Here is a 12,478-nt window from a genome sequence, read left to right on the forward strand (position 1 = left end):
CGACCTGCACGAATGGTGTAACCATGGCCACGCTGTCTCCACCCGAGACTCAGTGAAATTGAAATCGCCGTGAAGATGCGGTGTACCCGCGGCTAGACGGAAAGACCCCGTGAACCTTTACTATAGCTTGGCACTGAACATTGACCCTACATGTGTAGGATAGGTGGGAGGCTGTGAAGCGGTGACGCCAGTTGCCGTGGAGCCGACCTTGAAATACCACCCTTGTATGTTTGATGTTCTAACGTTGGCCCCTAATCGGGGTTGCGGACAGTGCCTGGTGGGTAGTTTGACTGGGGCGGTCTCCTCCCAAAGCGTAACGGAGGAGCACGAAGGTTGGCTAAGTACGGTCGGACATCGTACGGTTAGTGCAATGGCATAAGCCAGCTTAACTGCGAGACGGACAGGTCGAGCAGGTGCGAAAGCAGGTCATAGTGATCCGGTGGTTCTGAATGGAAGGGCCATCGCTCAACGGATAAAAGGTACTCCGGGGATAACAGGCTGATACCGCCCAAGAGTTCATATCGACGGCGGTGTTTGGCACCTCGATGTCGGCTCATCACATCCTGGGGCTGAAGTCGGTCCCAAGGGTATGGCTGTTCGCCATTTAAAGTGGTACGCGAGCTGGGTTCAGAACGTCGTGAGACAGTTCGGTCCCTATCTGCCGTGGGCGTTGGATGATTGAGGGGGGTTGCTCCTAGTACGAGAGGACCGGAGTGAACGAACCGCTGGTGTTCGGGTTGTCATGCCAATGGCACTGCCCGGTAGCTAAGTTCGGAATCGATAACCGCTGAAAGCATCTAAGCGGGAAGCGAGCCCCGAGATGAGTCATCCCTAGAGCTTCGAGCTCTCTAAAGGGCCGTCCGAGACTAGGACGTAGATAGGCAGGGTGTGGAAGCGTAGCGATACGTGCAGCTAACCTGTACTAATGACCCGTGCGGCTTAACCATACAACACCCAAGAAGTGTGAGACCTTGCAGGTCGAGAACGAATTCATCAAAAGACAGCTTTTCCGGATTACCAGTTTATGCCTGGCGGCGATAGCGTTGTGGTCCCACCTGACCCCATGCCGAACTCAGAAGTGAAACGCACCCGCGCCGATGATAGTGTGGCAGCTGCCATGTGAAAGTAGGTCACTGCCAGGCACCCAAATTTGTAGCGTCGATTAAATTCGACCGGTCCACTGAAGTGGACCCTACAAACCGCTTTTGCGGAGCGGTAGTTCAGTTGGTTAGAATACCGGCCTGTCACGCCGGGGGTCGCGGGTTCGAGCCCCGTCCGCTCCGCCACTTTTAAGAAGCCCTTAGCTAGTTGATAGCTAAGGGCTTTTTCGTATTGGCTGCGCCGGACGGCGGGAGGATGTCGGCGCGCTGCGCCTCCGCCTCAAAGGCGGTGCCTTTGCCGCTCCGCCATCACATCAAAGCCCTGACCGTTGGCCAGGGCTTTTGCTTTTCTGTTGCCGCGACAAACTGCTCTGCCTCAGAGGGCGTGCGCGCCGGTGCCGCTGGCCTCCCGGTCGCACCTGGGTGCTGAGCATTGTCTGGCAAGACTCTGTTTATGCCGATGTTTTTTCATATCTACCGTGATCCGAATTCCAAATAGTGCTGGCTTAGCTAGTGCCCTTATGATTTAGTGAGAAAAGCCTCACGGATGGTAATCATCATAAACAATCACTTGCCGAGTGTTATAAAACGTCATAGCGTTAAAGTGTAATAAAGCTGTCATTGCACGGTGTTTTAACTGAGCAATGACCATGACAAGGGCCAAGCCCGGGGAGCATGCCTATGGACGGCAACGACCGTAAACGCTTTATTCTGGATACCAACGTACTCCTGCACGAACCCCTCTCCATCTATTCCTTCAAGGAACACAATGTCGTTATACCCATGACGGTGCTCGAAGAGCTGGATCGGATCAAGGACCGGCAGAAGGATGTCAGCCGTGATGCCCGTATCGCCATCAGGACCCTGGAAGATATCTTTCACGACGCAACCCCTGAGCAGATCGTCGCCGGTGTGCCCTTGGGATTGAAGGATGACGATGCCAGCGGCACCATTGCCATCATCTCGGACCGGCATTTACCGGAAGGATACGCCATCTTCACCGACGACGAGGCCGACAACCGTATCATCAATACCGCCCTTTATCTGCAGAAACACCATACCGAGGGCATGGCGGTGCTGGTGACCAAGGACATCAACATGCGGCTCAAGGCCAAGGGAGCCGGCCTGCAACATGTGGAGGACTATCGTTCGGACCAGTTGGTAGACGATATCCGTTTGCTGTCCAAGGGATTCTATCAGCTGGAGGACAGCTTCTGGGACAGGGTGGGCGAGTGTGAAAGCGAAACCCATGGCCGGGAGGTTATCCATACGGTTGCCGATGAAGTGCTGCCGGCGGCGCATATCAACCAGTACTTGCTTGACGATACCGACGACTTTGCCGGCCGGGTCCTGAGCAAGGAGAACGGCAAGGTGCGCTTTGTCGATCTGGGGCGGGAGCGGATGATGGGACGCAAGGCCTGGGGCATTCATCCCAAGAATATCTATCAGGCGATGGCGCTGGACGCGCTGCTGGATCCTCATATTGATCTGGTGATCCTGACCGGTCCCGCCGGTTGCGGCAAGACCTTGCTGGCCATGGCCACCGCCTTGGAAATGACCATAGAAAAGGGTATTTACGACAGGGTGATCGTCACCCGCAACACCCCCGAAATCGCCGAGAGCATCGGCTTCCTGCCCGGTACCGAAGAGGAAAAAATGGCTCCCTGGCTGGGCGCCATCACCGATACCCTGGAGGTGCTGCACAAGCAGGATGAATGCATGGATGGCTCGCTCAGCTACATCATGGGCAAGGCCAATATCCAGTTCAAGTCGGTCAACTTCATGCGTGGACGCAGTATCCAGAATACCTTCGTGCTGCTGGACGAGTGCCAGAACCTGACTGCGTCCCAGCTCAAGACCATCATTACCCGCTGTGGCGAAGGCACCAAGCTGGTGTGTTCGGGCAACCTGGCGCAGATCGACTCCAACTACCTGACCCCGGTGACCTCCGGGCTGACCTACATAGTGGAACGCTTCAAGGATTTTGAAGGCAGCGCCAACATCTATCTCAACGGCGTGGTGCGCAGCCGGCTGGCTTCCTTCGCCGAGGAGAACCTTTAACGACCCAGATAGGCCTGCAACGCAGGGGTACGGGGGGCTGACAACAGCCCCCTGTCGCCCTGCTCCATGATGCGGCCGTCGTAAACAAAGGCGATGCGGTCGGCGACCCTGGCCGCCTCATCCGGATGGTGGGTGACCAGCAATACCGTCAGGCCGAGCCGATCGGTCTGTGTCCGCAACAAATCCAGCAGTTCGAAGCGCAGGGCCGGATCCAAGGCGGAAAAGGGCTCGTCCAGCAAGAGTACCGGTGTCTGGCGTACCAGGCACCGGGCCAACCCCACCCTCTGCTGTTGCCCCCCCGACAGGCTCGCCGGCTTACGCTGGAGCAGGGGGCCTATGCCCACCTGCCGGGCGACTTGTTCCACTTCTGCCCGTTGTGCCGGTGTCAGCCGCAGGGAGGGAGACAGGCCGATGGCGATATTCTGGTAGACCGTCATATGCCAGAACAGGTTGTTGTCCTGGAACAGGGTGGTCACCGGCCTTTGGGCGGGTGCCAGAGGCAGCAGATCCCGGCCGTCGAGGTGCAGTTGTCCCGAGTCGACCCTGGCAAAGCCGGCGACCATGGCCAGCAGGGTCGACTTGCCGGCACCACTGGGGCCGATCAGGGCGGTGATTTCCCCCGCCTCTGCACGGAGAGAAAAGCACAGCTTCTGCTCCGGATAGTGGGAGCGAAGATCATCGAGTACCAGCATCTTTACCCCCCAGCACGCCTTCGATCAGGATGAAAAGCCCCAGGCTCAGCAACAGCAGGATCAGCGAGGTGGCCGCCGCTTCCGTCATCTGATAATTGCCCAGCTGTTGATACAGCAGCCAGGGCAGAGTTTGCAGATGCTGGCTGCCGAACATGGCGATGGCGCTGAGATCGCCCAACGACAGCATCATCGCCAGGGCCAGGGCCAGGGCGGCCGGCTTGCGCAGCAGGGGCCACTCCAGCTGTCGAAGCCGGTTCAGCCCCCCTATATCGAGGCTGGTACAGAGACGGTCATACTGGCGGGCAATCCGCTCCATGGGTTGCTGCAGGGCACGCAGCCCATAGGGCAGCGCCATCAGGGCATTGACCAGCAACACCAGCAAGGGACCCAGGGTGAACACATCGAACGAGCCGCGCAGCAGGATAAAAAGCCCGGTGGAGAGCACCACCGCCGGCAACACCAGGATCACCGAGCCGGTGGCTTCCATCAGCGCCGCTCCAGTCCTGTGATACAGCCGCAGCCTCAGATGACGGCTGCTGCTCAGCAGGCCCAGGGTGAGCAGCACCGACAGCAGGCCGGCGCCGCCGGCGATAAGCAGGGAACTGGCCGTGGCCCGCCACAGCAGGGAAGAACTCAGGGTCGTCCACAGGCTGGGGTTGAGGCCACTGACGACAATGGCCAGCAGGGGCGGCAGAAAGAGGCCGAGACAGAGGCTCAGTACCAGCAGATCCCAAAGAAAGACGCCGCTCCTGTTCCGGTCCGGCCGGGCGGACCGGAGCTGTCTCTCCTGAGAATGGAGCGCCGGCCTGCTCAGCCAGTACTGCAACAGCAGGAAGCCGCTGCAGAACAGCAACTGCAGCAGGGCCAGCATGCCCGCCAGGGGCAGGTCGAAATCGAAACGCAGGGCCTGGTAGATGGCCACCTCCAGGGTGGTGGACCTGGGCCCGCCACCCAGCGCCATGACGGTAGCAAAGCTGGTGAAGCAGAGCATGAATATCATGCTGGCCAGGGCGGGCAGGGCACCGCGCATGGCCGGCCACTCCAGCCAGCGGAACAGCTGCCAGCCGGTGAAGGCGAGCTGGCTGGCCATTCGCCACTGGCTGGGGGGAATGCCTTCGATGGCCTGCAGCAGGATCCGGGCCGCCAGGGGCATATTGAAGAACACATGGGCCAGCAGTATGCCGGGGAGACCATAGAGGTAGCTGACGGGCTCCAGGCCGAACAGCCCCAGCAACTGGTTGACCCAGCCCTGGCGGCCATGGACGGCGACGATACCGAATACCACCAGGATCACCGGCAGCACCAGCGAGAGCCCGAACAGGCGCAGCAACAGGGTTCGTCCCGGAAAGTGGCGGCGGGACAGGGCCTGGGCCAGGGGGATGGCCAGCAGCAGGCTGAGCAGGGTGGACAACAAGGCCTGATAGAAACTGAACCAGATGACGTGGCGCAGATAGGAGTCCGCGAACAGCTGTCCCAGAGACATCTGGCCGCCTTGCAGCAGCAGGGCCCCTATGGGCCCCGCGGTGAGCAGCAGTATACCGAGCAGGCTGAGGCTGCCCGGCAGCCACCAGTACCGGTTCGGCATCAGCGAGTCACGGCACCCAGCCACTGGCGCAGCCAGCCCTGGCGCTGTTCGGCGATTTCCTCGGCACTGAAGCTGAGGGTTTGTTCAGGGATCACCAGGGCGTCGAAGCCTGCGGGGAGCGCAACCTCGATCACCGGGTACATCCAGTTGCCGGCGGGAATGTGTTGCTGAAAGCCGGGTCCCACCATGAACCGCAGGAAACGATCGGCCAGTTCGGGCTGTTGACTGGTATTGAGCCTGGCGGCCACCTCCACCTGCAGGTAGTGGCCTTCCTCGAAGCCGGCGGCCCGATACTGGGTCTTCTGCTCCGCCTCGATATGGTAGGCGGGAGAGGTGGTGTAAGACAGCACCAGATCCGCCTCGCCCTTGAGGAACATACCGTAGGATTCGCTCCAGCCCTTGGTGACGGAGACGGTACGCTTGGCCAGGTTCTGCCAGACTTCGGGAGCCTGGTCGCCATAGAGTTTCTGCACCCACAGCATCAGGCCCTGCCCCGGGGTGCTGGTGCGCGGATCCTGATACAGCAGGGTCAGCTCGGGGCGTTCCAGCAGCTCGGCGAAGCTGGCGGGGGGATTGGCGAGACGCTCGGTGTCGTAGATAAAGGAGAAGTAGCCGTAGTCGAAGGGCAGGAACACCGGATCATTCCAGCCGCCGGGGACCTTGAGCCCCTCGGGAGATTGGCCATGCTCGGCCAGTAGGCCGGTGTCCTTGGCGGCCTGCAGCAGGTTGTTGTCCAGTCCCAGCACGATATCGGCCTTGGTGTTGGCGCCTTCGAGTCGCAGCCGGTTGAGGATGGATACTCCATCGTCCAGGGCCACGAACTCGAGATTACAGTCACATTCCGCCTCAAAGGCCTGCTCAATGGCTGGGCCTGGGCCCCAATCGGACGCAAATGAGCTATAGGTATAGATGGTCAGGGTCGGATCTTGCGCCACGGCCTGGCCGGCGGCGAGCAGGGGCAGGGCAATCAGGGCTTTTTTCACAGGGCCACTCCTTGTGGATAGGGTAGGGCCGAGTGCTCAAATTCCTACGCCGGCACGACCCGGATCAGGTGTACGAGTATGATCTCAGCGGCTGGCCGCACCCCGTTCGAGAATGGCCGCTATTGTAGGGCCATTCGTTTTGCTAAACCAGTTCTATAAGGAAGAAGGCCTATGATACCCGCCCATGAAGAACAACGGCTGTATAGCCGCATGCAACTGGATGCCAAGGTGATCCTGGCCACCACCAAGGAAAGGGTGGAAGGGATCTGCCGCAACCTCAGCGCCGAGGGGGTCCTGATGGAAGTCGCCGCCGGCAAGTGCCAGCTGGGGCAGGAATGGCGCCTGGTGCTGCCGTCGGCCGACGCCGGCGTGGAGCCCTTGACCGCCACGGCCAGGGTGATCCGGGTGGAAGCAGGTGAACAGACCGACCAGGTGGCCCTGGTGCTGAGTGAAGTCCACTGACCGGCGGATGTTAGTTGCATGTTTCCTGAATCAGGGTTAGGTTAAAAACTCTAAACTCATTCAGGAAGTATCACCATGCCCAAGGACGAAGCCCGTTTTCCGGTCAGCATCGAGATCCCCGTCGCCTGGGGCGAGATGGATGCGCTCAACCACGTCAACAACGTGGTCTATTTCCGTTACTTCGAAACCGTACGCATCGAGTACCTGCGCCGCATCGGCATGCTGGATGTACTGAGTACGGCGGGCGTGGGGCCGGTGCTGGCGGAAACCTCCGCCCGTTACCGCCGGCCGGTGACCTTTCCCGACACCCTGAGGGCCGAGGCCAGGGTCAGCCAGTTGGACGAGCACGGTTTTACCATGGAATACCGTATCCTCAGTCAGGCCCAGCAGACGGTGACCACCGAAGGCACGGCGCGGGTGGTGATGGTGGATTTCGGGACCGGGCGCAAGGCGCCGCTCGGCGAGGCGCTGAAGCAGCGGGTGCTGCAGCTGGAAGGATAAAACAACGCCGGCTTGCGCCGGCGTTGCAGTGATTACAGCCAGCCCGGCTGCCTGGCCTCGTAGGCGTCGATCTGATCCGCGTGCTGCAGGGTCAGGCCGATATTGTCCAGGCCGTTGAGCAGGCAGTAGCGGCGGAACTCGTCGATCTCGAACGGGAAGGCGTGCTCGCCGGCGCGCACCTGCTGGGCTTCCAGATCCACGGTGATCTCGGCACCCTTGTCGGCATTGACGTACTGGAACAGGGCTTCCACCTGCTCTTCGCTCAGCCGCACCGGCACCATGCCGTTGTTGATGGCATTGCCGTAGAAGATGTCGGCGAAGCTCGGCGCTATGATGGCCCTGAGGCCGAAGTCGGCCAGGGCCCAGGGGGCGTGCTCGCGGCTGGAGCCGCAACCGAAGTTTTCCCGGGCCAGCAGGATCACCGCCCGGTCGTAGGGCGCCTGGTTGAGCACGAACTCCGGGTTGGGCTGCTCGCCGGCGTCATCCAGAAACCGCGAGTCGTGGAACAGGTGCTTGCCGAAGCCGGACCGGGTCACCTTCTGCAGGAACTGCTTGGGGATGATCTGATCGGTGTCTACGTTGGCCGCGTCCAGGGGGGCGGCGATACCGGTTAATTGCTTGAATCCGCTCATGGTTTACCCCTTATAAATCCCGGATGTCGACGAAGTGACCGAACACGGCGGCGGCGGCGGCCATGGCCGGGCTCACCAGATGGGTGCGGCCACCGCGGCCCTGGCGGCCTTCGAAGTTGCGGTTGCTGGTGGCGGCACAACGCTCGCCCGGCGCCAGCCGGTCGTTGTTCATGGCCAGGCACATGGAGCAGCCGGGAAGGCGCCACTCGAAGCCAGCGTCGATAAAGATTTTATCCAGCCCTTCCGCTTCGGCCTGGGCCTTCACCTGCTGGGAGCCGGGTACCACCAGCGCCTGTACCCCGGCGGCCACCTTGCGGCCACGGGCCACGGCGGCGGCGGCGCGCAGATCCTCGATGCGGCTGTTGGTGCAGGAGCCGATAAACACCTTGTCGATTTGTACGTCGGTCAGCTTGCCACCGGCCTGGATATCCATGTATTGCAGCGCCTTGGCGGCGGACTGGCGCTCGATGGGATCCGCGAATTCATCCGGGGAGGGAATGGTGCCATCCACCGGCATCACCTGGCCCGGGTTGGTGCCCCAGGTGACCTGGGGCGCGATCTCGGCGCCCTCCAGCTCGACCACGGCGTCGAAGACGGCGTCCGCGTCGGATTTCAGGGTCTGCCAGTAGGCAACCGCCGCTTCCCACTGCTCGCCCTCGGGCGCGAAGGGACGGCCCTTCAGGTAGTCGAAGGTGGTCTGGTCGGGGGCCACCAGGCCGGCCTTGGCGCCGAGCTCGATGGCCATGTTGCAGATGGTCATGCGCGCTTCCATCGACAGGGACTCGATCACCGGGCCGCAGAATTCCACCACGTAGCCGGTGCCGCCGGCGTGGCCGACCTTGCCGATGATGGCCAGCACCACGTCCTTGGCGCTGATGCCCGGCTTGAGTGCGCCGTTGACCTGGATTTTCATGGTTCTGGCCCGGCCCTGCTTCAGGGTCTGGGTGGCCATGACGTGTTCCACCTCGGAGGTGCCGATGCCGAAGGCCAGGGCACCGAAGGCGCCGTGGGTGGCAGTGTGGGAGTCGCCGCACACGATGGTGGTGCCGGGCAGGGTCAGTCCCAACTCGGGGCCGATCACGTGCACTATGCCCTGATACTTGTGGTGCAGGTCATAGAGCGGAACGCCGAACTCTTCGCAGTTCTTGGCCAGGGTCTCCATCTGGATGCGGGCCATCTCGCCGGAGGCGGCGATGTCGTTGGTCTGGGTGGAGACGTTGTGATCCATGGTCGCCCAGGTGCGGTCCGGGCGGCGCAGCTTGCGGCCCTTTTCGCGCAGGCCGTCGAAGGCCTGGGGCGAGGTGACTTCGTGCACCAGGTGGCGGTCGATATAGAGCAGCGGGGTTTCGCCGGCTTCATCGCGCACCAGGTGGGCGTCGAAAACTTTCTGATAGAGGGTTTTGGCCATTAGCTTGCTCTCCTGATGCGCGCGACTATCTGCTCACCCATTTGACTGGTGCTCTGTACCGGATGTTCGGCAGCGGCACTGTAAAGATCACCGGTGAAGTAGCCGGCGGCCAGGGTTTCGCTCACGGCCCGCTCGATGGCCTGGGCGGCCTCTTCCTGTTTGAAGCTGTAACGCAGCATCAGAGCAGCGGAGAGGATCTGGGCGATGGGGTTGGCGATATTCTTGCCGGCGATATCCGGGGCGGTGCCGCCGGCCGGCTCGTACAGGCCGAAGCCTTTGTCGTTCAGGCTGACCGAGGGCAGCAGGCCCATGGAGCCGGTGATCATCGCCATCTCGTCGGAGATGATGTCGCCGAACAGGTTGGAGCACAGCAGCACGTCGAACTGGGACGGATCCTTGATCAGCTGCATGGTGGCGTTGTCGATGTAGATGTGGTTCAGGGTCACGTCCGGGTATTCCCTGGCCACTTCGATCACCACTTCCCGCCACAGGATGGAGGCCTGCAGCACGTTGGCCTTGTCCACCGAGGTGACCAGGCCGCGACGGCCGCGGGCCGCCTCGAATGCCAGCCGGGCGATGCGCTCGATCTCGTAACGGTGATAGACTTCGGTGTCGAACGCCTTCTCTTCGGGGCCCGAGCCTTCCCTGCCCTTGGGCTGGCCGAAGTAGATGCCGCCGGTCAGCTCGCGCATGCACAGGATATCGAAGCCGCGGGCGCTGATGTCGGCGCGCAGCGGCGAGAAGCCTTCCAGACCCTGGTAGATCTTGGCGGGGCGCATATTGCAGAACAGCTTGAAGTGGCCGCGCAGGGGCAGCAGGGCACCGCGCTCGGGCTGCTCGTTGGGGGGCAGCTTTTCCCATTTGGGACCGCCGACCGAGCCGAACAGGATGGCGTCGGCGGCTTCACAGCCGGCCAGGGTCGCCGCCGGCAGCGGAGTGCCGTGGTTGTCGATGGCGATGCCGCCCACGTCATGGTGACTCAGCTCCAGGCTGAAACCGAACTCGGCCTGTACCTTGTCCAGCACCTTGAGGGCTTGCGCCATCACCTCGGGACCGATGCCGTCGCCCGGCAAGACGGCGACCTTGTAGCTTGCACTCATACTCACACTGTCTCCATACGAATTTTCTTTTGGATTTCTTCTTTCTTCTCGGCCACCTGCTCGGCCCGGTAGATGCTGTTGATCACGTGCACCAGCGCCTGGGCGGAGGACTCGACAATATCGGTGGCCAGGCCCATGCCGTGGAACTTGCGGCCCTTGTATTCGGCCACGATGTCCACCTGGCCCAGCGCATCCTTGCCTTCGCCCTTGCTCTTGAGCTCGTACTTGTCGATGCGGATGTCGTAGCCGGTGACGCGATTGATGCACTGGTACACCGCGTCCACCGGGCCGTTGCCGACGGCGGCCTCGTCGACGGTTTCACCACCCACCAACATGCGTACGCTGGCGGTGGACATCACGTTGCTGCCGGACTGCACGCTCAGGTATTTGAGCTTGAACTGCTCCGGCTCTTCGTGGATCTGGCTGAAGAATACCAGCGCTTCGAGGTCGTAGTCGAACACCCGGCCCTTGCGATCCGCCAGGGCGAGGAAGCTCTGGTACAGGCTGTCGAGATCATAGTCCTGCTCGGTATAGCCCATCTCGCTCATGCGGTGCTTGATCACGTGGCGGCCGGAGCGGGAAGTCAGGTTGAGGTGGTTGGTGGGCAGGCCGATGCTCTCGGGGGTGATGATCTCGTAGGTGTTCTTGTTCTTCAGTACCCCGTCCTGATGGATGCCGGAAGAGTGGGCGAAGGCGTTGGCGCCGACGATGGCCTTGTTGGGCTGTACCGGCATGTTGCACAGGTTGCGTACCAGCTGGCTGGTCCGGTAGATTTCCTGATGCTTGATGTTGGTGTGCACCCCGAGCAACTCGCCCCGGGTCTTCATGACCATGGCCACTTCTTCCAGCGAGCAGTTGCCGGCCCGTTCGCCGATGCCGTTGATGGTGCATTCGATCTGGCGCGCACCCTGCTGCACCGCGGCGATGGAGTTGGCCACCGACATGCCGAGGTCGTCGTGGCAGTGTACGGAAATCACCGCCTGATGAATGTTGGGCACCCGTTCAAACAGGGTTTTGATAATGCCGCCAAACTCGCTGGGCACGGTGTAACCCACGGTGTCGGGGATATTGACGGTGCGGGCGCCGGCCTTGATGACGGCCTCGACCATGCGGCACAGGTTGTCGATGGGGGTACGGCCGGCATCTTCACAGGAAAATTCCACATCGTCCGTATAGCCACGGGCGTGCTTGACCGCGGCGACACTCATTTCCACCACGGAGTCGAAATCCTTGCGCAGCTTGCTCTGCACATGGATGTCGGAGGTGGAGATAAAGGTGTGGATACGGAACTGATCCGCCACCCGCAGGGCTTCACCGGCGGCGTCGATATCGGCCTTGAGGGCGCGGGAGAGGGCGCAGACCCGGCTGTTCTTGATATGGCGGGCGATGGTCTGCACCGACTCGAAGTCACCGGGGGAGGAGATGGGGAAGCCTACTTCCATCACGTCCACCCCGAGGCGCTCGAGGGCCAGGGCGATCTGCAGTTTCTCCTTGACCGTCAGGCTGGCGGAAAGCGCCTGTTCGCCGTCCCGCAAGGTGGTATCGAATATAATGACTTGGCTCGACATGTCGCTTCCCCTCTGTTGATCCGTGCCGCCCGCGACAGATATAAAAAACCCGTGCGGATGGCACGGGTTTTAACTTGAATATGTGGATGATGAATTCCAGCTACGCCCAACCCGTGCGCTTGTGCACCTCTAGAGTTAGTAGTAGTAGCTGAACACGCTTTTGCATATCACTCATCACCGAAGAAGAATCCGTTAACAACGCTATACCAATAACGGGAATCGATGCCGATGTCAATCGCCGCTTGTTATGATGCGATAAATGGAATTGGTTTATAAGGCTGCTGTTTTTATGATTATTGGTGTTTTGTATTGTTCATGTCTCATTGTGTGAATTCAAGCTCTGCATGGGCGGCGTTTTGTCGATCAAATCAATACATGCCTTTTAT

At 61.0% G+C, this 12,478-nt stretch carries 10 protein-coding genes, 1 tRNA gene, 2 rRNA genes and 1 riboswitch (1 of these 14 only partly in view); of the genes, 6 read left to right on the forward strand and 7 right to left on the reverse strand.

Annotation, left to right across the window (positions count from 1 at the left end; all coding sequences use genetic code 11):
- The 4 genes from ACT7DK_RS02725 to ACT7DK_RS02740 form a co-directional block, all read left to right on the forward strand.
- Positions 1 to 947: ribosomal RNA gene (locus tag ACT7DK_RS02725) — 23S ribosomal RNA — on the forward strand (it extends 1,944 nt beyond the left edge of the window).
- 80 nt (positions 948 to 1,027) lie between these two features.
- Positions 1,028 to 1,142: ribosomal RNA gene (rrf, locus tag ACT7DK_RS02730) — 5S ribosomal RNA — on the forward strand.
- Positions 1,143 to 1,209: 67 nt separating this feature from the next.
- Positions 1,210 to 1,286 (forward strand) — tRNA-Asp (locus tag ACT7DK_RS02735).
- 495 nt (positions 1,287 to 1,781) lie between these two features.
- Complete coding sequence (locus tag ACT7DK_RS02740) at positions 1,782 to 3,161, forward strand: PhoH family protein (RefSeq protein WP_445396093.1); 1,380 nt, start codon at positions 1,782 to 1,784, stop codon at positions 3,159 to 3,161.
- Here ACT7DK_RS02740 and thiQ read toward each other — a convergent pair.
- The 3 genes from thiQ to thiB are packed head-to-tail and all read right to left on the reverse strand — an operon-like array spanning position 3,158 to position 6,421.
- The gene (thiQ, locus tag ACT7DK_RS02745) at positions 3,158 to 3,853 is read right to left on the reverse strand and encodes a thiamine ABC transporter ATP-binding protein (RefSeq protein WP_445396095.1); all 696 of its coding nucleotides are present in this window, start codon (positions 3,851 to 3,853) and stop codon (positions 3,158 to 3,160) included. The genes ACT7DK_RS02740 and thiQ overlap by 4 nt on opposite strands.
- Complete coding sequence (gene thiP / locus ACT7DK_RS02750) at positions 3,837 to 5,438, reverse strand: thiamine/thiamine pyrophosphate ABC transporter permease (RefSeq protein ID WP_445396097.1); 1,602 nt, start codon at positions 5,436 to 5,438, stop codon at positions 3,837 to 3,839. Before thiP ends, thiQ begins: the two co-directional genes overlap by 17 nt.
- Positions 5,438 to 6,421 carry a thiamine ABC transporter substrate binding subunit gene (gene thiB / locus ACT7DK_RS02755; protein WP_445396099.1) on the reverse strand — a complete coding sequence of 328 codons (984 nt, stop codon included), beginning with the start codon at positions 6,419 to 6,421 and terminating at the stop codon, positions 5,438 to 5,440. Before thiB ends, thiP begins: the two co-directional genes overlap by 1 nt.
- 24 nt (positions 6,422 to 6,445) lie before the next feature.
- Positions 6,446 to 6,536: riboswitch (TPP riboswitch) on the reverse strand.
- A gap of 56 nt (positions 6,537 to 6,592) precedes the next feature.
- Between thiB and ACT7DK_RS02760 the strand changes: the two genes are divergently transcribed.
- Both ACT7DK_RS02760 and ACT7DK_RS02765 read left to right on the forward strand, forming a co-directional pair.
- Positions 6,593 to 6,883 (forward strand): PilZ domain-containing protein, encoded by a 291-nt coding sequence (locus ACT7DK_RS02760; protein WP_445396101.1) that lies wholly within the window; start codon positions 6,593 to 6,595, stop codon positions 6,881 to 6,883.
- Positions 6,884 to 6,958: 75 nt separating this feature from the next.
- On the forward strand, positions 6,959 to 7,384 hold the full coding sequence (locus ACT7DK_RS02765; RefSeq protein WP_445396103.1) for an acyl-CoA thioesterase: 426 nt from the start codon (positions 6,959 to 6,961) through the stop codon (positions 7,382 to 7,384).
- 32 nt (positions 7,385 to 7,416) lie between these two features.
- On the opposite strand, the gene leuD is transcribed toward ACT7DK_RS02765, so the two are convergent.
- Genes leuD through leuA form a run of 4 tightly spaced genes read right to left on the reverse strand, consistent with a single transcriptional unit; the run spans position 7,417 to position 12,092 of the window.
- Complete coding sequence (gene leuD / locus ACT7DK_RS02770) at positions 7,417 to 8,016, reverse strand: 3-isopropylmalate dehydratase small subunit (RefSeq protein WP_445396105.1); 600 nt, start codon at positions 8,014 to 8,016, stop codon at positions 7,417 to 7,419.
- A 10-nt stretch (positions 8,017 to 8,026) separates the two neighbouring features.
- Positions 8,027 to 9,424, reverse strand: a complete 1,398-nt coding sequence (gene leuC, locus ACT7DK_RS02775) for a 3-isopropylmalate dehydratase large subunit (protein ID WP_445396107.1) — start codon at positions 9,422 to 9,424, stop codon at positions 8,027 to 8,029.
- Positions 9,424 to 10,524, reverse strand: coding sequence for a 3-isopropylmalate dehydrogenase (gene leuB, locus ACT7DK_RS02780; RefSeq protein WP_445402253.1), 1,101 nt, complete (start codon positions 10,522 to 10,524; stop codon positions 9,424 to 9,426). The genes leuC and leuB overlap by 1 nt, the downstream gene beginning before the upstream one ends.
- Before the next feature lie 2 nt (positions 10,525 to 10,526).
- On the reverse strand, positions 10,527 to 12,092 hold the full coding sequence (gene leuA / locus ACT7DK_RS02785; RefSeq protein ID WP_445396109.1) for a 2-isopropylmalate synthase: 1,566 nt from the start codon (positions 12,090 to 12,092) through the stop codon (positions 10,527 to 10,529).
- Between the last annotated feature and the right edge of the window lie 386 nt (positions 12,093 to 12,478).

It is taken from the genome of Zobellella sp. An-6, from assembly GCF_052487945.1.